The organism is Rheinheimera sp. ATLC3 (assembly GCF_059429535.1).
The window spans coordinates 16,873-43,255 of the sequence record NZ_CM182103.1; the positions used below are offsets into that span (position 1 = coordinate 16,873).

The window sequence follows — 26,383 nt, forward strand, 5'->3', positions numbered from 1 at the left end:
TGAACCTTATATTGCCCGCTGCGCAGTAAGCGCTTTATAGTGGGCAAAAGAACAAAAGCTAAAGAATAAGAATAAGGAATATGTTTTGCAAACAGGTAGTTTAGTTTGTGTCGGCACCGGTATTACGTTGGGCGCGCACATAAGTCCGCTTTCCCGCAGCTATATCGAACAGGCTGACGTTGTCTTTGTGCTGGTCGCGGATGGTATCACCGAAAAATGGATTGAACAGATGAACACCGATGTGCGTTCACTGCAACCTTACTATCAAGAAGGTAAGTCGCGCATGATCTCCTATCGTGAAATGGTAGCCGCTATCCTCGCTGAAGTAACCGCTGGTAAAAAAGTTGTTGGGGCTTTTTACGGTCATCCTGGGGTATTTGCTTGGGTGCCTCACAGTTCGATTAAGCAAGCGCGTGAGCTGGGCCATAACGCACATATGGAACCAGGAATATCTGCCGAAGACTGTTTGTATGCAGACTTGGGAATAGACCCAGGAGCATACGGCTGTCAGCACTACGAAACCAGTAAATTTATGTTCTATAACAGAGCTGTAGACACTGGCGCATATTTAATTTTGTGGCAGGTGGTTGTTGCTGGAGATCGTACACTCGAAAAGTTTTCCGTTTCCAAAGCCTACCTGGATATCTTAATCGAATTATTGTCTGAGTTTTACTCTGTTGAACATGAGGTTATCTTGTATGAGGCAGCAACCTTATCTATTCAAAAGCCTAAAATTCGCTTTGTTAAGCTTAAGGAACTATCGACCGTAGAGCTCGATATGAAAACAACTCTAGTTATTCCTCCTTCAACAAAGTTGGAAAGAAACACGTCTATCATTAGGAGGCTGGAAGAACTAACTCTGGCGGGTGAGTAAAAATCCAATGATATTATTACCAAATGCTAGTTTTTTCACTTTTTCTTACGCTTACTTTAATGTGATACCGCTCAGCACCGAACATTTGTCTTTATATTCTGAACTTTATTGTGATAGTAAAACCATGCAACATGTTGCATTGCCGCTAACACAGTCAAGCGTGAGAAAGAGTTTTGAAAGCGCATTAAAATATAACAGTGCAATTGCTCCCAAACGATTGTTCTTAGTGATTTTTGACACCCGTAAAAAAAGTAATGCAGGTCTACTTGGTGTTTCCGCAGTGGAATCTACCTCTTCTGAGGTAGAGGTAGGAATCATGTTGTTGCAACAGTTCCATCGTTCGGGTTTAGCACTTGATGCGTTAGTAAGCTTATGTTCTGCAGTATTTCATCTGATACCTAATACAACGATTATCGGTAAAATTAATCCCTTTAATGCATCAGCTAAAAAACTGGTTGAAAAGGTGGGATTTGTGTATTGTAGTCGGAGCAGTAACTATAAATTAGTTCCTGATACATTTTGCTTCAAAAATTCAGAGGGTGTTAAATGGATAACATAATAAGACTGTTAGATAAAATAGCTTCTAGCGCTGATTTACAGCAATTAGATAGCGCGCTACTAGCAAAAGTAGCGAATCCTCTAGACCTGGACGATAACGTTCAAAAAGCAATATTAGCCCACGACAACGAGGCTTTGGAAGCTTTGTTGAATGTGCGTAACAAAGTAGTTTGTGCTATTTGTCCGGCTGAAGAAGAACCATCAGATATACCTCGTAAAGAAGATGATGATCAGGACGACATGGAAGAAAAAGCGTTTGCTTGTAAAGGCTGATCTCAACCGGACTGGTAAGTTTGGTTTGCTTAAACCAGCAAAATTTTTTTTTGCTGGTTTTTTTACGCTGATAGTTGCAACGGTCTCTGCCAGTGAGCGTTTAGAGCGACTTGATGATCTTAAAGTTACAGATCTGAAAGCATTCAGAGAACAGCTTGTATTAATTGAAGCTGAAATAGACGACATGCCTAAAGTCGAGCAGGATTATCTGCGGCTTTTGCAAGGATATAATCTTTCTCTTTCAGGCGACTTTAAAGCTGCACAGTTGCATCTGGAATCCATGTTGCAGAGTCAAATTGCTCCAGAACTTTCTGTTAGGGTGAAAGCCCTGTTGATTAATGTTCAAGCAGTAACTCAAAACTATCGTTCTGCGTTTGCCCTATTACAGGAAATTACTCATGATTTACCTGAGATCACTAATATTCGTGCAAAGGAGCATGGTCTAAGTGTTATTTCCTTCACTTACAATCAATTAGAGGAATTTGAAATTGCAAAGTTTTACTCGCAAATGCTCTTGGATATTGCTGTGTCAGAGCGGGCGAGATGTCAGGCAAGCCATCATCTCCTTGAGTCTTTATACGGTTTAGAAGATTGGCAGAGCTTTAATGAATTAATCGATGGCGCAATTGAACACTGCCTGAAGTTTAATGAGCAGATATTTGTCAACTTGCTTAGAACTAAACGGCAAAGTTATTTATTGAAAGTTGGTGAGTTTAAACAAGCTGATGAGTATTATCAAAGCTACAAAAACGAACTCAATAATATTAATTACCCGACTCTTGTTGCCAGTGCTTCGGCATTGGCAGCTCAAGTGGCTGTTAAGCTAGGAAGGCTAGAAGAAGCGTTAACGTTAGCTAATGCAGCGTTGAAGAGTTTGGCAGCTGACGAGTATAGCCAACCTTTATTAAATACCTACTACGCTCTGTATAACATATATGAGGCAAAGCATGATTATGAACGTGCGTTGTATTTTCATATCAAATACAGCGAAGCTTTAAAGGCAAACAGCGATAACCGCTTTGCTCAGCAGCAGGCATATTTTTTAGCAAGGGCAGAGGTTGAAGTAAAAAACCAACGCATTGCCTTGCTGGATAAGGATAATAAGGTTCTGGCTTTACAAAGCGACTTGTATGAGCAGGAGGCCCGTCAAAATCGGCTTTTGGTACTAATTTTAGGCGCCATACTATTATTGGCTACTGTTCTGGCCTATCGTGGGATGACTGGATGGCGTCGCTTTAAGAAAATTGCAGAGTACGACCAGCTTACCGGTATCAGCAACCGTTATCATTTCAATAATCAGGCTAAAATCGCGTTGGATTACTGTGAAACTAACGCCAAACCTGTAGCACTAATACTGTTTGATCTGGATTACTTTAAAGATATTAATGATACCCACGGCCATGCAGTCGGAGATTGGGCATTGCGGGCGGTTGTAAAAACGTGCCGCAATTTTATGCGCAATAACGATGTGTTCGGCCGAATCGGTGGTGAGGAGTTCGCGGTTGTACTGCCAGGTTGTCAGACTGACAAAGCGGTATTGCTGGCCGAGATTTGTCGTGATGCTATCGCAGGTATTGATACTACCGAGAGCGGAAAGCACTTTTCACTCAGCGGCAGTTTTGGTGTCAGTGGCTCGGATAACTCTGGCTATCAGTTGAAACAGCTACTGGCTGATGCTGATAGCGCAATGTACAGTGCAAAAGCAGCAGGACGGAACCAGGTCGCTACTTTTTCCGAATAACGCCATCTCTGATGTTGTCTGAGATTGTTAATGCGCTAGAATTGGCGCCAACCTCACAACAGGGAGTTGGCGCATGCCCAAGTCATTACCAGAACAACTACTTACACAGGGTGATTTTCTAAAGCTTACCCTGGCTCACCCGGATAGCCTTGAACCTTTTCAGTTTGACTTGCCAGACGATACCCGCGTCAGCGTATGGGACACTGGCGTTATTTGTTTTGAACCTGCAACTTTAACAGGCAAAGACATCGTTTTATCCTGCGGTGTGCATGGCAATGAAACTGCGCCTATTGAAATCTGTGCTGAGCTGGTACAGGACGTATTGCTTGGCAAGCTTAGCCTTAAACACCGCTTGTTAGTGTTGTTCGGTAACCCGCCAGCCATCAACGCCGGCAAACGTGAAGTTACAGAGAATCTTAACCGATTGTTTTCAGGCCACCATAGCGCCGGTGAGGGGCTGGTTAACGCCGAGCGTATACGGGCAAAGGCGTTAGAAGACTATGTTAGCCGTTTCTACAGCGACAAACGCGTAACCGAAATGGTGCCGCGTAACCGTTTCCTGTACGACTTACACACCGCTATTCGCGGTTCACGCTATGAAAAATTTGCCGTCTATCCTTTTTTACATGGCAAGGCCTGGCAACAATCTCAGTTTGAATTTTTGCAAGCCTGTGATGTAACCACAGTGCTGCTTATGCAAACGCCAGCGTCAACCTTTAGCTATTACGCGTCGAATACTCATGGAGCTGATGCCTTTACTATTGAGCTGGGTAAAGTGCAGCCTTTTGGCCAGAACGATATGAGTAGGTTTGCCAAAGTGCGCCAAACACTGCGTGCTCTGGTGAGCGAAACTGCAGTGGCAACCAAGCCATTTACTGAAGCTGATTTTCAGTTGTATCAGGTCTACCGTGCTATCAATAAGCAAACCGATGCTTTTAAGCTTAACTTTGCCGATGATGTGGAGAACTTTACCAGCTATCCGGTGGGTACTGTACTGGCAACCGATGGCGATATCGAATACCGCGTCGAGCAGCAAGGTGAAGCGTTAATATTTCCTAACGCAAAGGTGGCCATTGGCCAGCGCGCTATGCTGATGGTGGTTCCGACAGCAGTATCGGACAACCTGACATAGGTACCCGGACAATAACGGATTAGCGTAAAAGAGTAAATTTAAGCTGACAGTCGTCTACAGTGCACAGCGGTTTTCAGGGGGCTTGCGGTTGCAATGCAGTTTACGTAAAGGTAAAGTTGCCGCCGTTAAAGCATATAACACCGGCGCAAACAGCGATGTTCACGCAAACGGGGAGAGTGGCTAAAGCCGCTATACTGCATTGGTAACAGCTTTCCTTAAAAACATAAGCTGCTACCGGGTTTAAGAGCCTGATAAACAGGCCAATGCCGACAGGGCAACCACATGTCTATGACGTATAACAAACAAGAGACATCCTATGACTAACCCAAATAACGCCACCATCACCACGGTGCACACCGCAGAATTTACCGCTGGTGATGCGTTAAAAATTCCTACGCTGCGTATATTACGCGACGACGGCAGCTTATATGACGGGGCAGTAGCGCCAGAGCTGGATAAAGCCACTGCACTAAAAATGTACAATACCATGGTGTTTATCCGGGTATTGGACGAACGCATGCTTGCCGCGCAGCGCCAGGGCCGTATCAGTTTTTATATGCAGTGTTTAGGTGAAGAAGCCACAACAGTTGGCAGCGCAGCTGCACTGGATGATAAAGACATGATTATGGCGCAGTACCGTGAACAGGGTGCACTGCGTTACCGGGGCTTTACGCTGGAACAGTTTATGAACCAGCTGTTCTCAAATGAGAACGATTTGGGTAAAGGCCGCCAGATGCCGGTGCATTATGGCAGCAAAGACATTTACTACATGACGATTTCTTCGCCGCTGGGTACACAAATTCCTCAAGCCAGTGGTTACGCCTATGCACAGAAGCTACGTGGCCTGAGTAATACTACTATCTGTTATTTCGGTGAAGGCGCCGCATCAGAAGGTGACTTCCATGCTGGTCTGAATATGGCTGCGGTGCATAAAGCACCGGTGATTTTCTTCTGTCGCAATAACGGCTATGCCATTTCTACTCCAGCTAACGAGCAGTTTGTCGGCGATGGTATTGCTTGTCGCGCCGTCGGTTACGGTATGAAGGCATTGCGGGTTGACGGGGCTGATATTCTGGCCGTTTACCAGGCGACGCAAATGGCGCGTAAACATGCGCTTGAACATAATGAGCCGGTGTTGATTGAATCTATCGCTTATCGTTTAGGTGCGCATTCTTCATCTGACGATCCAAGTGGCTACCGCTCAAAAGAAGAAGAAGAAAAATGGCGCCAGAACGATCCAATTTCACGTTACCGTTTGTGGTTAATTGAAAAAGGCTGGCTAGACGAGGCTGATGATAAAGCCACCATTGAAAAGCTGCGAACCGAAATTCTCGATGCATTAAAAGTAGCAGAGAAAGTAGCTAAGCCAGGCATTGAGCATTTAATTTCCGATGTGTACGCCGAGCCCATTCCAGCATTACAACAACAATTAGATGAATTAAAAGCGCATATCCGTAAATACCCGGATGCGTATCCGGTAACGGCGGGGAGATTAGACTAATGGCCAAAATGAATATGTTGCAAGCCATTAATAATGCGCTTGATTTAGCCATGGCAAAAGATGACAGCGTGGTATGTTTTGGTGAAGACGTCGGCCACTTCGGTGGCGTATTCCGTGCGACCAGCAAGCTACAGGAAAAATACGGTAAGGCACGCTGCTTTAATACACCGCTGACCGAGCAGGGTATTGCCGGCTTTGCCAACGGTATGGCGGCGCAGGGCATGAAGCCGGTGGCAGAAATCCAGTTTGCCGATTATATCTTCCCGGCGTTTGACCAGATCGTTAACGAAACGGCGAAATTCCGCTACCGCTCAGGTAACGAGTTTAATGTCGGCGGCCTTGTGTTCAGAAGCCCGTACGGCGGTGGTATTGCCGGTGGTCATTACCACAGCCAGTCGCCGGAGGCCTATTTCGCGCATACGCCGGGGTTAAAAGTAGTGATCCCACGTGATCCTTATCAGGCTAAAGGCTTATTACTGGCATCTATTGCCAGTCCGGATCCGGTGATTTTCTTCGAGCCGAAGAAGCTTTACCGCGCATCGGTTGGTGAAGTGCCGGAAGAGTATTACGAAATTGAGCTGGGTAAAGCTGAAGTCACACAGCAAGGTAAAGACGTTACGGTGCTGGCCTGGGGCGCACAGATGGAAATCGTGCAAAAAGCGGTAGAAATGGCCGAGAAAGAAGGCGTGTCATGTGAAGTGATTGACCTTCGTAGTATTTTGCCATGGGATGCCGATACGGTAGCCGAGTCGGTGAAGAAAACCGGCCGTCTGGTGATTAACCATGAAGCACCGTTAACCGGTGGTTTTGCCGGTGAAATCGCCGCGACGATTCAGCAGAAGTGCTTCCTTTACTTAGAAAGCCCAATCGAGCGCGTCTGCGGTATGGACACGCCGTATCCGTTGGCACTGGAAAAAGAGTACGTAGCAGATCATTTAAAAACTTACGAAGCCATTATGCGCTCGGTTAAATTCTGATGGAGGCAGAGATGAAAAAAGATTTTATTCTGCCGGATATCGGTGAAGGTATTGTTGAGTGTGAAATTGTCGAATGGCTGGTTGCTGAAGGCGACAGTATTAAGGAAGATCAGCCGGTTTGCGATGTGATGACTGACAAAGCGCTGGTGCAAATTCCGGCGATACATGATGGTGTAGTTAGCAAATTGTATTACGCAAAAGGCGACATTGCCAAAGTACACGCACCTTTGTTTGAAATGCAGGTAGAGGGCGCTACAGAGGCCAAAGCAGATGTTGCTAAACCTGATGCAACGACGCCGGTAACCGCTGCTGTTACAGGTAGTGCCAGTGAAGATTTTATTCTGCCGGATATTGGTGAAGGTATCGTTGAGTGTGAAATCGTTGACTGGCTGGTAAGCGAAGGCGATGACATCGTTGAAGATCAGCCGGTGTGCGATGTGATGACCGACAAAGCGCTGGTACAAATTCCGGCGAAATACTCCGGTAAAGTGACCAAACTGTATTACGCCAAAGGTGAGATTGCCAAAGTGCATTCACCGTTGTTTGCCATGACGCATGCTGGCAGCAACGCAGCAGCTGAGCCTGCGCAACAGGCCGATGCGGTACAGTCTAAACCGGCCAGTACAAGTTGCGGCATAAAGCAGGCAGCGACCACAGGCTCTAATGGTAAAGCGCTTGCCAGCCCCGCAGTGCGCCGTCTGGCGCGTGAATTGAATATTGATCTGGCTAAAGTACCCGGCAGTGGTGATAAGGGCCGTGTCTATAAAGAAGATGTGCGCGCCTTTGCTGAAGGTAAAACCACTGATGCCGCATCAGCACAGGCACCTGCTAAGGCAGCATCGCCTGCAGTGGCAACCGGCGGTCGCCGGGTTGAACCCATCAAAGGTATTAAAGCGGCGATGGCACGGCAGATGGTGGAGTCGGTATCGACCATTCCACACTTTACTTACTGCGAGGAAATTGATTTAACTGAGCTGATTGCGCTGCGCCTGAGCTTAAAAGATCAGTACGCCAAGCAGGGCATTAAACTGACAATGATGCCGTTCTTTGTTAAAGCGTTGTCTCTGGCGATTAAGCAGTTCCCGATTATGAACAGTCAGGTTAATAGCGATTGTACTGAACTGACGTATTTTGACGATCACAATATCGGTATCGCCGTAGACTCTAAAGTAGGGCTGTTGGTGCCTAATATTAAAGGCTGTCAACAGAAGTCGGTTGTGCAGATCGCAGAAGAATTAACCCGCTTAACTGATTCTGCCCGCGAGGGCCGTGTTAGCCCGGCTGATTTGAAAGGCGGCACCATCAGCATCTCTAATATCGGTGCTTTAGGTGGCACGGTAGCTACGCCAATTATCAATAAGCCGGAGGTGGCGATAGTGGCGTTGGGTAAGGTGCAGGCGCTACCGCGGTTTAATGCCCAGGGCGAAGTAGAAGCGCGTCAGCTGATGCAAATCAGCTGGTCGGGCGACCACCGCGTGATTGATGGTGGCACTATTGCCCGCTTTACCAACCTGTGGAAGCAATATCTGGAGCAACCTGCCACTATGTTGTTGGCTATGCAGTAAAGAGCGACTTGGCACCGTTGTCGCTTTCTGATAAAACCCACTGGATGACAGTGGGTTTTTTGTTGGTGTAAAGGATATACATGCACGAGTTTGATGATTTACGGGTGTTGGTACAGGCTCACAGCCCGCTTATTGTGATTGAAAGCTATGAAGAACCCCGGGCACTTGCACTAATCAAGCGGCTGTCGGTTAATCTGATGCGGCCGGTGTTTAAATGGACTATCACCGAAGGTTTGCAGCGGCTGGATAGCGATCATGGCGCGCAAACATTCAACGCAGATCCAACCCATCTGCTGGCGCAAATAAAAAGCACACGTAGCAGTGGTATTTATGTGCTTTGTGACTTTCATCCCTTCCTGGACGATGCCAAACATGTAAGATACCTTAAAGAGATTGCTCAGGCGCATGAGCAGCAAGGCCATACACTGATTTTACTTAGCCATGCTATAACCATTCCGCCAGAGCTCAGCCGGCTGTGCTTTCATTTTCAGCTTAGCCTGCCGTCAGATCAGCAAATTCGTCAACTGGTGCATGAAGAAGCAGAGAACTATGCTGCTAAACACGGCATCGTCGCTGACTTACCACCACTGCAGGTGGCTGTGCTTGTACAAAATCTGCGAGGGCTAACATTCGCCGAAGTAAAACGTCTTGCCTGTAAAGCGATCGCCGATGATGGTGCCATCACTGATGAAGATATTCCACGTATTAACAGGGCAAAATTCAGCCTGTTACAAACAGACGGTGTTTTAACGCAGGTTTTCGATACCGGCAGTTTTGATAATGTTATAGGCCTTCATAATCTGAAAAGCTGGATAGTGCAGCGTCAGCAGGCTTTTGTAGAACGCATCCTTGACACACCCAGAGGTGTGTTACTCACCGGCGTGCAAGGAACGGGGAAAAGTCTTGCCGCTAAAGCCATTGCCGGCAGCTGGAAGTTACCACTGCTGCGATTAGATATGGCGGCGCTGTATAATAAATTTATCGGCGAAACCGAGAAAAATCTGGCACAGGCGTTGGTTTTGGCTGATGCAATGTCGCCTTGTGTACTGTGGATCGATGAGATTGAAAAGGGGCTTGCAGCTGGTGACAGCGATGGTGGCGTATCAAAACGGCTACTCGGTACTTTCCTCACCTGGTTATCAGAACGCAAATCGCAGGTATTTCTGGTAGCAACCGCGAACAATATCCATGAACTGGCGCCGGAGTTACTGCGTAAAGGGCGGTTTGATGAAATATTTTTTGTCGATCTGCCAAACCCGGATGAACGTGCAAAGTTACTGACTCTGCATCTGAAAAAGCGGCAACTGTTCCTTGAAGACACTGATCTTGCGGGTGTGCTGGGGCTTTGTGACGGATTTTCCGGGGCTGAACTTGAGCAGGCTGTTGTCGGTGCGGGGTTTCGGGCCCGTGCCTCACAGCAGCATTTTTCTGCCTCTCATCTGATGGACGAAATTGCCGCAACCCAACCATTGTCGGTGGTTATGGCCGAGAAAGTGTCGGCTTTACGTCAGTGGGCACAGCAGCGCTGTGTTAAGGCTTAATCAATGCAATACAAAAACCAGCTTCGTAACTTTTATATTCCGGAAGAGCAGTCAATCTACCTGCTCAATACGAATGATGCGAAGAAACTAAAAGACTGGGTGGCGTTATGTATCTCTGAGCTGGAAAAGCTTGGTTACCGCCAGATAGAGCTGATAGGCAAGGGCGCTTATGGTTTTGCTTTCGCGGGGCTAGACAGCAGTGCTCAGGCCTGTGTATTTAAATTTTCCCGTATAAATTTACCACAGCACATTCAGGATCGGCTGGCCGACGAAGCCTATATGTTATCGCAGGTTACGCATTCGAATGTACCGCGGTATATCACCTATCAGGTGGTTAAAAAGCAGGGTATCCTGATGATGCAACGTGGCAAAGGCATCGATCTTGAACAATTTGGTCTGAATAAAGGGCGTTTACCTGCCAGATTGCTGATCGATATTGCCTGTCAGTTGGCAAACGTGCTGTTGGCGCTACGCGAACATCGTAAAGACGGCGAATTACAGCCGATAGTACACGGAGATATCAAACCCTCAAATCTGGTATTTGATGAGCAAACCGGCCTGGTCAGCCTGATTGACTGGGGTTCGTCTGTGTTTGCGCAGCTCGATGCACAGGGGCAATACTTGTCTAACAATGTCATGCAGCTGATGTCGGCTGATTTACACAGTTCCAATGCCAGAATGGGCGACGTGTATTTTATCGGGCCAGAGCAGCGCAGCGGCGCACTATCCAGCCCGCGCTTTGATGAGCAGGGCGTTGCCAGTACCTTGTATGCGCTAGCATCCGGTCAGTCCTGCCGTTTTGGCCGTAAAGCTATACCGGCCAGAAGCTTAGGCTTGCCAGTTGAATTTGCAACTATGCTCGACAGTATGCTGTCCGATGATGCGCAGTTAAGAGCTCAGGCGGGTGACTTTTTTTTACAGCAGATGCCACGATTAAAACACCTGGTTTTGCCCGATATTGGATTGTTTGATGATGCGCCGCTGTTACCCGTCTGGGTTAGCCCTCAGGTGCGTGAGCTGGATACTGTGGTTTATTCATCGCGCAAATCATTTTTACGGGAACATAGTGAAGAAGATGGCATTGCCTATGTAGATGATGTGCAACTGGAGCGTTATTACAAAAACTATCTGGAGGGGATGGGGGAGACCGAAAAAGCCTTTGTTGCTGCAGTCAGCCGGTTGGCTCGTTATCCGGTGGTGGGCGGGCTGGCTATCCACTGGCAGGCCAGTGGCGTCTACATAGACTCCAGCCTTAACCTGTATGATGACAGTCTGGCCAGATCTTTCGCGTTGTCGGTCAATAATGTTGTATCTCTGGCCAGAGCGATTGCAAAGGTAGGCATCTTTAAAGCCTGTTTATTCAATGCGCGAAATACTATCCACATCAGCCGTTCAAGTGTGCAGCAGCCATTCCTGCCGCCTGTGGATGCGGTAATACCTTATCAGCTGGCGCCGGTATTAAGTAATGAAGATGCCAGCAAGCAGCATTCTTACTTTGAAGATGGTAAAGACCCGGATGAGCAACTGGTGCTACCGGATACCATCATGGCAGATATTGCCAGCCTGAATTTAATCCGCCATACCGGCTGTATCATTTTTGAAGTAACCAGCTTATATATGAAGATCCACAGCTATTACCGGCTGCTGGATCCGAATGCCGAGGCTGAATTTCGCACTTTGTTACAAAATATCCTGGCGAAGGTCAGCGAAATTACCGGCGAAGGCGTAGGTGGCTTTATGAAATTACCTTATAAAGATACCCGTTTTTTTGCGCATCAGTCTCAGTTACCCGTACATTATTATCCTGCTAACCCACTTAAAATAGCGGGCAAGCAGTAAAATAATGTACAAATCTCATTCGATCAGCTGTATTAAAGTGTTAAATGCCTGCCGAGGGCGCAAATCTTTGCCGCGAAATGGTTTAAATTTACGGGCAAAACGAGTAATGTACGGGTTTTGAGCATTAATCAGAATTCCTTACTTCATGTCGAATGAAAAAACTGCGTTATACCACCTGCTGAACCAGCAAGCTCAGGCGTTAATCGAGCAAGAAACTGATCTTATCGCCAATATGGCCAATCTAAGCGCATTGTTATTTAACCAGCTACCCGATTTAAACTGGGCAGGGTTTTATATCATGCGCTCAGGAGAGCTGGTATTGGGGCCATTTCAGGGTCAGGTGGCTTGTGTACGGATCCCGGTCGGTAAAGGTGTCTGCGGTACTGCGGTGGCCAGTGGGCAGGTGCAGCTGGTTAAAGATGTGCATGAATTTCCTGGCCACATTGCCTGCGATGCAGCCAGTAACTCAGAAATCGTTTTACCTCTGCGTCATAATGGTGAAATTATTGCGGTATTAGATATCGACAGCCCATTGCATGCCAGATTTGATGGTGACGATCAGGCTGGTTTGGAGCAATTGATCAGTCTGTTTGAAAAACACCTGGCCGCTACGTTATGAAAGACGCAATTTCACTTCACGATTATCTGTTTGATGTTGCAGATGTCGGTGATTGGGAAGGTGAAGAAGAACTGGTAACAGATAAGCTCAATGCGGTTTATCATGCTGTCTGGCATACTTTACCTGATGAGATAAGTGCTGCAGAGGTTGAGCAGTTACTACCTGATATCTGGGATCAGCTACGTGGTGGTACTGTGCTGCTTGAAGCAGATGAAGATGAGTTAATTGATTGGGCGTTGGCTTATGTACGCCAACAGCTGGAACAAGGCATACCGAATGCGGATGCTGCAGATGAAGAAGAGTGAAGCGTTAATGACCACCCCATCCGAACAAAATGTAAAAGCTGGCAATGTAAAAGAAGTGCTGGCTTACCTTGCTGTAAAGTTTCCAGCTTGTTTTAGCGTTTCAGGTGAAGCTAAGCCCCTGAAGATAGGTATTTTTCAGGAACTTGCGCAACGACTGCAAGATGATACTACAGTCAGCAAAACTCAGTTGCGCCAGGCGCTCAGAGTGTACACATCCAGCTGGCGTTATCTGGAGTCGACGAAAGAAGGCGTAAGCCGCATTGACTTAGACGGTAATGCTGGCGATGTAATTGACGCTTCACAGGCAGAACATGCCAGTAAAGTGCTGGAAGAAAGTAAAGCCAAAGCTGCCCAAAAACGTAAAGCAAAAATTGCCGAAGCCAAAAGCCAGGCAGCCGCTGAAAAACCTGCTTACAAAAAAAGCGCGAACAAAAAGCCAACTGCAGCCTCTAAAAGCACTAAGGTTAACCAGAAACCTGTATCTAATACTGAGGCTCCGGCCAAAGCCGCCCCGGTATTGGAAAGGATACCCGCTGAACATGTTGTTGTTGGTGGTAAAGTATTGTTAAAGTTGGGGCAAAGCCCAATGCTGGCTACAGTGCTTGAGATCAGCAAAGACGATGTGACTGTACAGTTGGGCTCTGGTATGGTGATCAAAACCCGTCAGGATAGTTTATATATTGCCTGACCAACTCTGAGTAGCTTATGAAAAAATTATCAGTACTTGCGACAGCCCTCATCGTTGCCTTTAGTATAAATGCTTCTCCTGAATCTAAAACTGAGCCGTTGGTGCTGCCTTCAATTGCACAGGATGCCCAACATGCGACTGCCAGTAAAAGGATTACGGCGCTTTTCACCCGGGGCCATTATACGCACGTGCAACTTGATGATGAGTTATCATCCAAGATGTTCGACACTTATCTGAAGAATCTGGATTATTATCGCAATGTACTGACAAAAGCTGATATTGATGCTTTTGAGCAATACCGGGATAAATTTGACGATGCGATCAACAAAGGCAACCTGAACTTTGCTTTTGATATGTTTAATTTGACGCTGAAGCGCCGGTTTGAACGTTTTGATTATGCTCAGAAGCTGCTGGAAAAAGGTTTCGATTTTGACGTTGAAGATCAGTACATCTACGATCGTGAAAAAGCCAATTGGGCAGCAAGTACAGCTGAGCTGGACGAAATATGGCGTCAGCGGGTCAAGTTCGATGCATTGAACCTGAAACTGGCCGGAAAAAACGCTGAAGAGATTCAGACTATTCTGAAAAAGCGTTATCACAATAGCCAGAAACGTTTAACACAAAGCGAAAGTGAAGACGTTTTTCAATTGATCATGAACTCATTTGCGCGCAGTATTGAAGCACATACCTCTTATCTGTCTCCCCGTAACGCAGACCGTTTCCAGCAGGAAATGAACCTGTCACTGGAAGGGATCGGAGCGGTGCTTCGTGCTGACGAAGACTATACCGTTATCCAGAGCCTGGTACCCGGCGGTCCTGCCGATTTAACGCAGAAATTGAAGCCAAAAGATAAAATCATCGGTGTGGCGCAGGACAAAGCTGAATTTGTCGATGTGATCGGCTGGCGTCTTGATGATGTGGTTGATCTTATCAAAGGCCCTAAAGGCAGCACAGTACGGTTACAGGTTGTCGGTGCTAATGATATTGGTACCAGTCATGCACAGGTTATAAGCATTGTACGCGACAAAATCCGACTGGAGGATCGCGCAGCAAAAGCTGAAGTGTTTAAACCTCAGCTGTCTGAATTAGATCAGAAAATCGGCGTGATAAGCATTCCCGGCTTTTACAACAATCTGGCCGACGATGTTAAAAAACTGCTGGTGGAGCTGAAAGAAAGCTCAGTTGATGGCATTATTATCGATCTTCGTGGTAATGGCGGCGGCTCGCTGCAAGAAGCGACTTTACTTACCGGGCTGTTTATCGACAGTGGCCCTGTTGTGCAAATCCGAGAAGGTGACGGCAAGGTATCAGTGTCTCAGGATAATGATGGCGTAAGCTACTATGAAGGTCCGCTAACAGTAATGGTAGACCGCTACAGTGCGTCGGCGTCAGAAATATTTGCTGCAGCAATGCAAGACTATGGCCGTGCGCTGATAGTGGGTGAGCAAACCTTTGGTAAAGGCACGGTGCAGCAGCATCGCGGACTTGGCCGTATTTACGACATGTTTGATAACCCATTAGGCAGCGTGCAATACACTATTGCTAAGTTTTACCGTATTAATGGCGGCAGTACGCAGCATAAAGGTGTAATACCGGATATACAGTTCCCTACCGCAATTGACCCGGCAGAATGGGGTGAAAGCAAAGAGGAATATGCGTTGCCATGGGACTCAATTAATGCGGCGCGTTATAGCAGCCTGAATGATATTTCCGGTGTGTTACCTGCACTGAGAGAAAAACACCAGGCTCGCATCGGTAAAGAGCCTGAGTTCAAGTATCTGTTGGATGACATCAACGAATACAAACAACAGATGGATGACAAGACCGTATCGCTGAAAGAAGTCGAGCGCGTTGCCGAGCGGGATGAAGGTAAAGCAAAGCAGCTGGCCAGGGTAAATGCGCGTTTGAAACGTTTTGGTATGCCAGAGGTGACATCTTTAGATGATGTGCCAGAGAAGCTGGAGAAGATTGACCCGTTTCTGGAAGAAGCGGCTAATATCACTGCAGATTTTAAAATGGTAAGTCGTCTGGCAAAAAAATAGATACAGAGTTCATCATTAAATAAGGCGGTTGTATTACCGCCTTTTCTAATAAAATCATAATAATTATAAAGGTTTACTATGACAACACGTGGTGAATTCTCCTCGAGAATTGGCTTTATTCTTGCCGCATCCGGTTCTGCTGTCGGGTTGGGGAATATATGGGGATTTCCAGCTCAGGTCGCCAGTAATGGCGGTGCAGCTTTTGTTTTAATGTACCTTATTCTTGCTTTTTTATTGGCCTATCCGGTGTTGATGGCTGAGTTTTTGATTGGCCGTGCAACCGAGTCTAATGTTGTCGATGCGCTTGGCAAAGTGTCAAAGGGGCTCAGTGGCAGGTTAGTCGGCATGTGGGGTATAGTGACAGTGTCACTAATCCTGGCGTTTTACGGCATCGTCGGCGGCTGGATGCTGGCCTACACGCTGGAGGCTGTTGCCAGTTTGGTGGGGCTGGAAGATACCGCACAATGGTTGGTTTCACAGTCTGTTAGCCGGAACATTATATTTTGCGGGCTGTTTATGTTACTGACCGTCGGTATTGTCAGCGGCGGCGTTGTAAAAGGTATAGAGCGTTGGTCAGTGCGATTGATGCCTACGTTGTTTGCGATCATGATTTTGTTGTTCGGTTATGTGATGACGCAAGATGGCGCAGTTGATGGGCTTAAAGTGTATTTGCTACCTGATTTTTCACAGGTACTGAATCCGGATTTACTGATTAGTGCCATGGGGCAAGCCTTTTTCTCGATGTCTTTAGGTGTTGGCACCATGCTTATCTATGGTTCCTATGTCAGCCATAAAGAGAACCTGCCAAAGCTGGGTGCCGCTGTATCCCTTATTGATATTGGTGTTGCAGTTTTGGCCGGATTGCTGATTATCCCTGCAATGTACGTAGCACTACACAACGGTGTACAGATATTTGCCGAAGACGGCCGCTTACTGGCTGAAGACACATTGATCTTTGCGGTATTGCCGTCTTTATTCGATACCATGGGATTGGTTGGTTTATTTGTCGCGCTGGCATTTTTTCTGCTGATGTCTATTGCTTCATTGACGTCATCTATTTCGATGCTGGAGGTTCCGGTGTCTTATGTGGTAGAGAATAAAAACGTCAGCCGGCACAAAGCAGTCTGGTTGATTGCTGCCATTATTTTCGCTGCCAGCGTCATCATAATTCTGAATTTCTCAACGCTGTTTGGTTTTGTTATCGCGCTGACAACACGATACAGCCAGCCTTTATTAGGCTTGATGTTGTGCATATTTGCCGGCTGGGTGTGGAAACGCAATGAAATACTACAGGAACTGAAAAAAGGTGACAGTAATGCAGAGAACTCTTTGTTCTGGCGCATCTGGCCTTGGTATGTCAGGTTTGTTTGCCCGGTGGTGATCTTACTGATGTTTTACCGTTCGCTATAACTAAAAATATAACAAAAGCAGAGTGAAGGGCCGGGCGACGCCCTTCATCAACCGGAGCAACACCATGTCTGAAAAACAACCCAGTTTTCTTGATGCGTCTATTCCACTCATCGTACTGGTCATTTTACTCTCAGCGTCAGTCTATCTGTTTGGCGATAATTCATCATACGGTCCTAACCAAATTGCATTGTTTATGGCAACAGCTGTTGCTGTGGTGATTGGTTTGAAAAACGGCTATCGCTGGGCCGTTATCGAAAAAGCCATGGTTAAAGGTATTTCGTTGTCGCTGGGGGCTGTGCTTATTTTATTATCTGTCGGTGCATTAATTGGTACCTGGATGTTATCCGGCACAGTACCGACGCTGATTTATTATGGTTTACAGCTGTTAAACCCTAGCTGGTTTTTTGCAGCCAGCTGCCTTTTATGTGGCATTGTAGCGATGAGTATTGGCAGCTCCTGGACAACAGCAGCGACTATAGGTGTTGCATTGATAGGTGTTGCACAGGGCCTGGGATTGTCGCCGGCAATTACAGCAGGCGCTATAGTGTCGGGGGCCTATTTTGGGGATAAAATTTCACCGTTAAGTGAAACCACTAATTTAGCGCCAGCAGTGGCCGGGTCTGATTTATTTGATCATATTCGACATATGCTGTGGACGACAGTGCCAAGTTTTGCAATAGCACTGATTTTATTCACTGTTATTGGCTTTAGCACTGATGTTACTGCCGATTTTGAAAGAATAAATGAAATAAGTAATGTGCTACAGCAGAACTTTTCCATTAATTTCACCGCGCTGATCCCGTTATTTGTACTGTTAACCATGGCGGTTAAGAAAGTACCCGCATTCCCGACTGTCTTTATCGGTGCGCTGCTAGGTGCAGTGTGGGCTGTGTTGTTTCAGCAGGATTTGATGGCAAAACTGGTTGAGCAGGATATTAACTACGCACTGGCAAGTTTAAAGCTGATTTGGCATATCTTTCATGCTGGTTTTACGATTGATACCGGCAATGCCAGTTTGAATGATCTGTTAAGCGGCGGTGGCATGGCCAGTATGCTTAATACTATCTGGCTGGTATTTTGTGCGATGATGTTTGGTGCGACTATCGAAAAGATTGGCTTGCTGCGTAAGTTTGTTCAGTCCATTCTGTTTTTTGCAAAAAGCACCGGCTCACTTATCACCAGCACCATTGCGACCTGCTTTGTTACCAACGTACTGACGGCCGATCAATACATGTCAATAGTCATGCCCGGCCGTATGTTTAAAGAAGAATATGAACGCCGTAATCTGGCTCCGGTTAATCTGTCCAGGACACTGGAAGACGGTGGAACGATTACCAGCCCGCTGATCCCATGGAATACTTGTGGGGCTTATATGCACAGCGTGTTACAAGTCAGCCCGCTTGACTATGCGGTTTACGCTTTTTTTAACCTTATTAACCCTGTGTTGGCGATTATTTACGCTTACTGCGGAATTAAAATATTACGGCTTACCCCTCCGGACTCTGTCGCGAAGGATTTGGCAGCAAAAGCCTGACAAAAAAGCCTGAATTATTCAGGCTTTTTTGTCAGTATACTTCGAAGAACAAAAGACTATTTAGCAGGACACTGACATGGCAACAGATCAGCAAAACCGGCAGGCAAAGTCGCGTCACGATTACCAACCGCCCGCATTCCTTATTCCTACTATCGACCTGCATTTCGAACTGGACAGCGCTGCAACTATTGTCAGCTCTGTCATGCAGCTTCGTCGTCAAACTGCGGGGGCAGCACTAAAACTTGATGGGCAGCATCTTAAGCTACTTCAGGTGGTGATAGATGGGAAACAACTTTCCGACGCACAATATGACTTAATCGGTGAAAGTCTGACAATACCCGACGTTCCTGATGCATTTGAGTTGAAGATCGTAACGCAGATTGCACCAGTGGAAAACACCGCTCTTGAAGGCCTGTACATGGCGGGAAATAGCTATTGTACCCAGTGTGAAGCGGAGGGATTTCGTCGCATAAGCTATTTCCTGGATAGACCCGATGTGCTGAGCGAATACCGGGTAACAATTAAAGCAGCTGCCGCCAGCTATCCTTACTTGCTGTCTAATGGCAACAAAATTGCCGAGCATATAACGGCAGATGGCAGCCGGATAGTGCAGTGGCACGATCCCTTTCCGAAACCTTGCTATTTGTTTGCGCTGGTTGCCGGGGATTATGATTTGCTTGAAGACAACTTCATCACGGCTTCAGGTCGAGAAGTTGCATTACAGCTGTTTGTCGATAAAGGTCAGGCGCACAGGGGCGATTTCGCGTTACAGGCATTAAAGCGTGCTATGCGCTGGGACGAGCAGCGTTTTAATCTGGAATACGACCTGGATATCTATATGGTCGTAGCAACAGATTTTTTTAACATGGGGGCGATGGAAAACAAAGGCCTGAATGTTTTTAACAGTAAATATGTACTGGCAGAAACGGCAACGGCAACTGACCGGGACTATTTTAATATCGAATCCATTATCGGCCATGAGTATTTTCATAACTGGACCGGTAACCGCGTAACGTGCCGAGACTGGTTTCAGCTAAGTCTGAAAGAAGGGTTAACGGTTTTTCGTGATCAGGAGTTCAGTGCGGATATGGGCTCGGCTACGCTATGCCGTATAGATGCAGTGAAACTGATCCGTACTGCGCAGTTTGCTGAAGATGCCAGCCCAATGGCGCATCCAATCCGGCCAGAATCAGTGCTTGAGATGAATAACTTCTACACCGTAACCGTTTACGATAAAGGCGCTGAAGTGATTCGTATGCTACAAACAATACTGGGTAAAGAAGGTTTTGCTCAGGGTATGGCGTTGTATTTAAAACGGCACGATGGACAGGCGGCGACTTGCGACGACTTTATGCAGGCAATGCAGGATGCAAATCGTTATGATTTAAGCCAGTTTGCACTGTGGTACAGCCAGTCAGGTACAACGCAACTGACAGCTAGCCAACAATATGATGCTGCTACACAAGTACTGACATTAACACTTGGGCAATCTACCGCAGCAACGGCTGACCAGAGTGTTAAAAAAGCCTTACTGATACCAGTACAGCTCGAACTGCTATTGTCTGGCAATGAAAAACAATCTCATCTTTTGCTGCTGACTGAATATGATCAAGTTTTTAGTTTCAATAATATCAGCAATGAACCTGTTGTAGTCTGGCTGGAGCATTTTTCTGCGCCGGTAAAGCTACAGCAACAAAGCTCTGACGATGCACTTTTACACATCGCTGCCTTTGCAACCGATGGTGTCGCCCGTTGGGACGCAATGCAGCAGTTTTGGAGCCGAAAAGTGGCGGAAGTGATAGCAGGGAAAAATGCGCAGCATGTTTTACCGCCAAAACTGTTTCAAATGATGCAAAGCTGGTTGCGCGACCCAGGAGATGACAAGGCCTTGATTGCAGAACTGCTATCACTGCCTGATTTTGACACTTTGGCGGAGCAGTATGAACAAATCCCAGTCGACGGCATTTTGTCTGCGCTGGAGCAGTTCAGACAAATTATCGCCGACAGTTTGCAAAGCCAGTTTATCAGCTGCTATCAGCAAGTGCCGGTATCAGCTTATCAATATGATGAAGCTTCTGTCGGTAATCGCCGCCTAAGGGCGTTATGCCTTGGTTATATTGCGTTTCAACACAACAGCCAGCAGCTGCTGCAAGCACATTATCATCAAGCCGACAATATGTCGGATACTATTGCTGCTCTGATGGCCAGTCAGCAGGCGCAGACTGATACGTTCAAAGCGTTGCTCGCTGACTTTAGCCAGCGCTGGAATAGTGATGTATTAGTGATGGATAAGGCCTTTAGCCTGGCGGCGACAGAGCCTTCAGAGCAGGTTTTTTACAGCATCGAAAAGATGCAGAGCCATCCGCTGTTCAGCTGGAAAAACCCGAATCGGGTAAGAGCATTATTTTCAGCTTTTAGTATGAGAAACCCCAAACAGTTTCACAGTGCTGATGGCAAAGGTTATCAGTTATTGCAGTATGCTGTGGCGAAAATGGATGCTATTAATCCTCAGGTTGCTGCACGGCTGATAACGCCGTTGCTGAGTTGGCAAAGATATGACGATTGCAGACAGCAGGCAATGCGAAATGTGCTGCAGGCTTTGGCCGATAGTCCGTCGTTGAGTAATGACGTATTTGAAAAAGTGAGTCGAAGTCTTAGCTAATGCGGCGCTATTTTTTTAATGCCATGCTCAGCGCCGAACAATGCTATGGTTATTATCGCGGCGACATTAAAAACGTCATCGTTACCACCGATAGCGGGGAGCGAGTTCAACTGCTGTTCAAGCACTTCCAACGCTTTATCGGTAGTGATGGCGTCCGTGGACGCTTTAGGCTTATCGTCAGTGAACAGGGTGCTTTTGTCAGCCTGGATAAAATTAATTAGAGTTAATACTTTAAACGCTGAATTAAAACAATGACTTGCTTAAAATGCGCGTTTGGCCTTTAATTTCATAAGTTTAGCGTTTTCTTCGCTAATGATAGATCAAGAGGTTAAACCAGATAGACAGCAATTAGTTTAAAAGTTGAGCATGATTTGTAAAAAGTGAATACAAATCAACAGATTTCAAGCCTTGCAGCCCTTGCTTGCAGCTTGAAATGATGTAATTATTTTGGCTAAGTAGGCTGAGATCGGATCAGTTGGCTTAGTAATATAACTAAAAGAACATTTAAGAATCCTGCAGGGACAGGGGGGGAGAAAACAAGATGAATAAAAGGTCAATAACCTTTGCTAAAAAGCCTTTAGCAGTGGGTGTTGCGTCAGCGCTGTTTGCCTTGTCATTGGCTCCGGCTCAGGCCGCATCCTGGGATCTGGGTGATGTAAATATCACTTTTGACTCAACGTTTTCGTACGGCGCCAGCTGGCGTATGGAAGATCGCGACTGGGATACCATCAGTAAAGTCAATCATCCGCGGTTTGATTGGACCGGCTATAACGCCGCAACTAATAATATCTATCTTCCATCCCAGATTTGGCAGCAGCCGGGTGCTTACTCCAGCAACGGTGATGCAGGTAACTTAAACTATGATCGCGGTGATATGTTCAGTAGCCTGGCAAAAGGCCTGCATGAGTTGTCCATTACCAAAGATAATATTGGTCTGTTTACCCGTTTCATGTATTTCTACGATTTCGCGTTGATGGATAAAGATGGCGCTTACACCAACCCTGTATCCGGTCAACGAGTTGACCCGTGTGCTGATGATGATGCCCGTGATCTTGCTTGTCGTGATATCAGACTACTAGACGCTTATGTTTACGGTAATTTCAGCTTTAATGACGGCATGAACCCGGTTTCAGTTAAAGTGGGTCAACAAGTGTTAAGTTGGGGTGAAAGTACATTTATACCCCATGGTATTAATTCTACCCCAATCGATGTCGGAGTATTACGTTCACCCGGCGCTGATTTGAAAGAAGCCTATATTCCTGTCGGCATGGCGGTGTTAAATATCGGTTTAACCGAGAACCTGTCAACTGAAATGTTTTATCAGTACGAATGGGTAAATAGCTATTTACCGGTACCTGGCAGCTATTTTTCAACCAACGACTTTGCCGGTGAAGGCGGATATTTGCAGAACGTACAGCTCGGTTTTGCTGGTAACCCGGACATAGATCTGGCGCACCTGTTACAGAGTCTGAACACGCTGGGCGCTGCTGTGGCCGGCGGTGTTATTACCCCGGCTCAGGCTGGACAGGCCTATCTTGCCTATCCGACGAAAGTAACCTTGCGCCCTTACGGTAGTGCCGGCGAAATCGAACCGGATGATGGTGGCCAATATGGTATTAAGTTTGACTACTTTGCATCAAACTTAAATGATACCGAATTCTCTTTATATTATATGAACTACCACAGCCGGGTACCGGTAATTTCTGGTATCGCATCTGATTTTTCCCAGGTCGGTGCAGATATTGGTCGCCTGGTAAATATGGCAGCAACCGGTGGTGTAACAAAAGACAATATCACTCAGCTGGCTGCGTTTTCTAAGGCGCTTGTTGAGTATCCTGAAGACATCAAGTTATATGGTTTCAGTTTCAATACAACGTTGGGCGAAACGTCTGTTGCTGGTGAAATAGCATACCGTCAGGATGAGCCGTTACAAATTGATGACGTAGAAATATTATATGCAGGTATGCCAGAACAGTTAGCGAATGCTGGGCTGCGTCCGGATTTAGCCGGTATTTCACAAATTGGCCGGGATCCGCGCTACGGTGAAAAGGTGCTGCCGGGGCAAAAAGCAAACGGTTTTATTCTCAGCGATACGTTGCAAGCACAGATGACATTTACTCATCTGTTCGGCCCGACGTTAGGCGCCGACAATTTTACTATGCTGGCCGAAGTTGGCGGTATCCGTATTCAGGATATGCCGGATCAAAGCGTGCTTAGGTTAAATGGACCCAACACCGACCGCAGTGGTGCGCCACTGTTAAATGGCAATGGCGTTGAAATTCCAGGTTTACATACCGGTTTATCGAATGGGGCTGAAACGAACCCATTCCCGACAGCATCAGCCTGGGGTTACCGTTTACTGGCAAAGGCAGATTATAACAACGTCTTTGCTGGCGTTAACCTGTCTCAACGCATGGTATTTGCGCATGACGTCAATGGTATTACGCCTGATCCGCTGTTTATGTTTGTCGAAGACCGTAAATCTCTGGCCTATGCTGTTAGCTTTGATTATCTGAGCAAGTGGTCAGGAGAAGTGTCTTACAACGTATTCTGGGGCGGCCAGGGCACAACGAATAACGTTGCTGACCGTGACTTTATCTCTTTTAACATCAAGTACTCTATTTAAGGGACGAGCACTTATTATGAAAAAACTCACCCTAATTTCTTCAGCAATTGCATTAGTATTAAGCTGCTCTGTAGCTGCAAAAATCTCTCCGGAGCAAGCCGCACGGCTTGGCAACGACTTAACGCCGCTAGGCGGCGAGAAAGCCGCGAACGCAGACGGCTCTATTCCTGCCTGGAATGGTGGTATCACGTCAGCACCGGCGGGGTACACACCAGGCATGCATCATCCGGATCCGTTTAAAGACGATAAGATACTGATGACGATTGATAAATCTAATGTTGATCAGTATAAAAACTTGCTAAGCCCGGGTCAGATCAAGTTGTTTGAGATTTACCCAGACACTTACAAGATGAACATTTATCAATCGCGCCGCACTGCATCATTTCCTCAATATGTTTATGATGCGACTAAACAAATCGCTACCAAGGCTGAGCTGATTGAAGGCGGCAATGGTATTGTGAACGCGGCTATCGGTATTCCGTTTCCTATTCCGCAAAATGGCCTTGAGGCTGTTTGGAACCATTTGTTGCGCTACCGTGGTGTAGCAGCAAGCCGTAACGGTGGCCAGGCTGCACCTACTGCAACGGGCGCTTTTACAATTATCGGCTTTGATGAGCAAATAATGTTTAAGTACTCTGAACCGAATGCAACGCCAGAAGCGTTAACAGAGGAAAATATCCTGTTCCGCTTTAAACAAGGTGTAACTTCTCCGGCGCGTCTGGCTGGTACTGCGCTGTTAGTACACGAGACCATGGACCAGGTTAAAACACCGCGTCAGGCCTGGACATACAATACAGGTCAGCGCCGTGTTCGCCGCGCACCCAATGTTGCATACGATGCTCCAGGTACAGCATCAGATGGCTTGCGTACCACCGATGATTTTGACATGTTTAACGGCTCACCGGATCGTTACAACTGGACGCTGGTTGGTAAGCAAGAGCTTTATATCCCTTATAACAGCTACAAGCTGCACAGTGATGAAGTGAAATATGCCGATTTACTGATGGCGGGGCACATTAACCCTGATTATGTGCGCTGGGAAAAACACCGTGTCTGGGTTGTCGAAGCGAAACTAAAAGAGAATACACGTCATGTATATGGTAAACGCGTATTTTATATCGATGAAGACAGCTGGCAGATCCATGTTGCGGACTTATATGACAACCGTGATGAGTTGTATCGTGTAGCCGTAGCGCATGGCCTGAACTACTACGAAGTGCCTACGCACTGGAGTACGTTGGAAGTTTATCACGACCTGAACTCTCGTCGTTACATTGCGATTGGTTTGGACAACGAGGACAAAATGTACGATTTCTCAGTTAACCTGACTGACGCTGATTTTACGCCGGCAGCATTGCGTCGTGAAGGAACGCGGTAACCTGATAGTGGTATGACGACGGTTGGCCTGGTGCCAACCGTTTTTATTTTTGAATTTATTTAGAGTGAAAACTCAAAGTATGGCTAAAAAGATAATCTGTCTGGCAGCAGCGTGTGCAGCCTTATGTTCAGTAATGACGGCAACAGCGCAGTCTAATGATATGCAACCACAAGCTGCCGACATTGCTGTATTAGCGCAGCATTCTTTGTTGACCGATATCGTTAACGTTAACGGCCAGCAAATTGTTGCTGTAGGTGAGCGCGGGCATATTTTGTTAAGTCAGGACGGACAGAACTGGTTGCAGTCACCTGTTCCTGTGCAGGCTAACCTGAACGGCGTCTATTTTATTGATAAACAACATGGCTGGGCAGTGGGGCATGATGCCAGTATCCTCGCTACAAAAGATGGAGGTGCCAGCTGGCAGCTGCAGCATTATGCACCTGAGACAGATAAACCACTGTTTGACGTTTATTTTGCCGACAGTAATAACGGTATCGCAGTAGGCGCGTATGGCTTGTTTTATCGGTCTGAAGACGGCGGTGAGACCTGGCAAAAAGAGTTTCATCCCGAAGTGTTATCAGAAGACGATCAGGTCTATCTTGAAGAGCTGAAAGAAACAGATCCAGACATGTATGAAGTTGAGCAAGGTGCTATTTTGCCGCATTTTAACCGACTGTTTGCAGATGGTAACGTGCTGTATATGGTGGGGGAAGCTGGTTTTGCTGCCAAAAGCATTGATAACGGCACTAGTTGGATCAGACTGGAGCCATTTTACAATGGATCTTTGTTTGATATCACCAGAACACCGCAAATGGCATTACTAGCCGTTGGCTTACGCGGGCATGCGTTTTTAAGTCATGATCAGGGACAAAGTTGGCAACAGATTACGCTAAATGAAACTGCGACGTTGAATAGCGCGTTTTCAGACGAGAACGGCCGTTTGTATCTGGTAGGTAACGCCGGTACTTTACTGGTAAGCAATGATGATGGTGTTTCTTTTACTAATGTGTCTCTTGCCGACGGCAAAGCTATTGTCAACGGTCTGTTATGGCACGATGAGCTGCTGCTGGTTACAGAAACAGGCATTAAAAGCATCAAGCAGAGTGAATTAAAATAAC

General features: G+C 46.6%; 21 protein-coding genes. All 21 read left to right on the plus strand.

All coding sequences use genetic code 11. The annotated features are described in order from the left end of the window. The first annotated feature begins 85 nt into the window (after positions 1-85). The 21 genes from AC5SV9_RS00085 (at position 86) to AC5SV9_RS00185 (ending at position 26,382) form a co-directional block, all read left to right on the plus strand. Positions 86-874, plus strand: coding sequence for an SAM-dependent methyltransferase (locus tag AC5SV9_RS00085; RefSeq protein ID WP_230819635.1), 789 nt, complete (start codon positions 86-88; stop codon positions 872-874). 7 nt (positions 875-881) lie between these two features. Next, entirely contained in the window at positions 882-1,433 is a 552-nt protein-coding gene (locus AC5SV9_RS00090; protein ID WP_230819634.1) for a GNAT family N-acetyltransferase, read from the plus strand. Further along, positions 1,421-1,705 (plus strand): hypothetical protein, encoded by a 285-nt coding sequence (locus tag AC5SV9_RS00095; RefSeq protein WP_475150526.1) that lies wholly within the window; start codon positions 1,421-1,423, stop codon positions 1,703-1,705. The genes AC5SV9_RS00090 and AC5SV9_RS00095 overlap by 13 nt, the downstream gene beginning before the upstream one ends. Continuing rightward, on the plus strand, positions 1,656-3,446 hold the full coding sequence (locus tag AC5SV9_RS00100) for a GGDEF domain-containing protein (RefSeq protein ID WP_475150524.1): 1,791 nt from the start codon (positions 1,656-1,658) through the stop codon (positions 3,444-3,446). Before AC5SV9_RS00095 ends, AC5SV9_RS00100 begins: the two co-directional genes overlap by 50 nt. 73 nt (positions 3,447-3,519) lie before the next feature. Then, positions 3,520-4,578, plus strand: coding sequence for a succinylglutamate desuccinylase (gene astE / locus AC5SV9_RS00105; RefSeq protein ID WP_475150521.1), 1,059 nt, complete (start codon positions 3,520-3,522; stop codon positions 4,576-4,578). A 316-nt stretch (positions 4,579-4,894) separates the two neighbouring features. Beyond that, positions 4,895-6,079, plus strand: coding sequence for a thiamine pyrophosphate-dependent dehydrogenase E1 component subunit alpha (locus AC5SV9_RS00110; protein WP_475150520.1), 1,185 nt, complete (start codon positions 4,895-4,897; stop codon positions 6,077-6,079). Then, positions 6,079-7,056, plus strand: a complete 978-nt coding sequence (locus AC5SV9_RS00115; protein ID WP_475150517.1) for an alpha-ketoacid dehydrogenase subunit beta — start codon at positions 6,079-6,081, stop codon at positions 7,054-7,056. Before AC5SV9_RS00110 ends, AC5SV9_RS00115 begins: the two co-directional genes overlap by 1 nt. Before the next feature lie 11 nt (positions 7,057-7,067). Next, positions 7,068-8,621: a dihydrolipoyllysine-residue acetyltransferase gene (locus AC5SV9_RS00120; RefSeq protein ID WP_475150515.1), complete on the plus strand. Its 1,554-nt coding sequence runs from the start codon at positions 7,068-7,070 to the stop codon at positions 8,619-8,621. 80 nt (positions 8,622-8,701) lie between these two features. Beyond that, positions 8,702-10,162, plus strand: a complete 1,461-nt coding sequence (locus tag AC5SV9_RS00125; RefSeq protein WP_475150514.1) for an AAA family ATPase — start codon at positions 8,702-8,704, stop codon at positions 10,160-10,162. 3 nt (positions 10,163-10,165) lie between these two features. Next, positions 10,166-12,001, plus strand: coding sequence for a protein kinase domain-containing protein (locus AC5SV9_RS00130; RefSeq protein ID WP_475150511.1), 1,836 nt, complete (start codon positions 10,166-10,168; stop codon positions 11,999-12,001). 145 nt (positions 12,002-12,146) lie between these two features. Beyond that, positions 12,147-12,620: a GAF domain-containing protein gene (locus AC5SV9_RS00135; RefSeq protein WP_226765396.1), complete on the plus strand. Its 474-nt coding sequence runs from the start codon at positions 12,147-12,149 to the stop codon at positions 12,618-12,620. Then, positions 12,617-12,925, plus strand: a complete 309-nt coding sequence (locus tag AC5SV9_RS00140; RefSeq protein WP_226765397.1) for a hypothetical protein — start codon at positions 12,617-12,619, stop codon at positions 12,923-12,925. Before AC5SV9_RS00135 ends, AC5SV9_RS00140 begins: the two co-directional genes overlap by 4 nt. Beyond that, positions 12,912-13,613 (plus strand): RNA chaperone ProQ, encoded by a 702-nt coding sequence (proQ, locus tag AC5SV9_RS00145; RefSeq protein WP_475150509.1) that lies wholly within the window; start codon positions 12,912-12,914, stop codon positions 13,611-13,613. The genes AC5SV9_RS00140 and proQ overlap by 14 nt, the downstream gene beginning before the upstream one ends. 17 nt (positions 13,614-13,630) lie before the next feature. Further along, positions 13,631-15,655 (plus strand): carboxy terminal-processing peptidase, encoded by a 2,025-nt coding sequence (gene prc, locus AC5SV9_RS00150; protein WP_475150508.1) that lies wholly within the window; start codon positions 13,631-13,633, stop codon positions 15,653-15,655. A gap of 78 nt (positions 15,656-15,733) precedes the next feature. After that, complete coding sequence (locus AC5SV9_RS00155; protein ID WP_475150505.1) at positions 15,734-17,065, plus strand: sodium-dependent transporter; 1,332 nt, start codon at positions 15,734-15,736, stop codon at positions 17,063-17,065. Positions 17,066-17,129: 64 nt separating this feature from the next. Continuing rightward, positions 17,130-18,599 (plus strand): Na+/H+ antiporter NhaC, encoded by a 1,470-nt coding sequence (nhaC, locus tag AC5SV9_RS00160; protein ID WP_226765401.1) that lies wholly within the window; start codon positions 17,130-17,132, stop codon positions 18,597-18,599. Between the two features lie 76 nt (positions 18,600-18,675). After that, on the plus strand, positions 18,676-21,261 hold the full coding sequence (pepN, locus tag AC5SV9_RS00165) for an aminopeptidase N (RefSeq protein ID WP_475150502.1): 2,586 nt from the start codon (positions 18,676-18,678) through the stop codon (positions 21,259-21,261). Then, positions 21,261-21,482 (plus strand): DUF2835 family protein, encoded by a 222-nt coding sequence (locus AC5SV9_RS00170; RefSeq protein WP_475150500.1) that lies wholly within the window; start codon positions 21,261-21,263, stop codon positions 21,480-21,482. Before pepN ends, AC5SV9_RS00170 begins: the two co-directional genes overlap by 1 nt. A 320-nt stretch (positions 21,483-21,802) precedes the next feature. Continuing rightward, positions 21,803-23,887 carry a DUF1302 domain-containing protein gene (locus tag AC5SV9_RS00175; protein WP_475150498.1) on the plus strand — a complete coding sequence of 695 codons (2,085 nt, stop codon included), beginning with the start codon at positions 21,803-21,805 and terminating at the stop codon, positions 23,885-23,887. Positions 23,888-23,903: 16 nt separating this feature from the next. Beyond that, positions 23,904-25,265 carry a DUF1329 domain-containing protein gene (locus AC5SV9_RS00180; RefSeq protein WP_475150496.1) on the plus strand — a complete coding sequence of 454 codons (1,362 nt, stop codon included), beginning with the start codon at positions 23,904-23,906 and terminating at the stop codon, positions 25,263-25,265. A 160-nt stretch (positions 25,266-25,425) separates the two neighbouring features. Beyond that, a complete protein-coding gene (locus tag AC5SV9_RS00185; protein WP_475150493.1) occupies positions 25,426-26,382 on the plus strand; it encodes a WD40/YVTN/BNR-like repeat-containing protein in 957 nt (318 codons plus the stop codon). The last annotated feature ends 1 nt before the right edge of the window (position 26,383 follow it).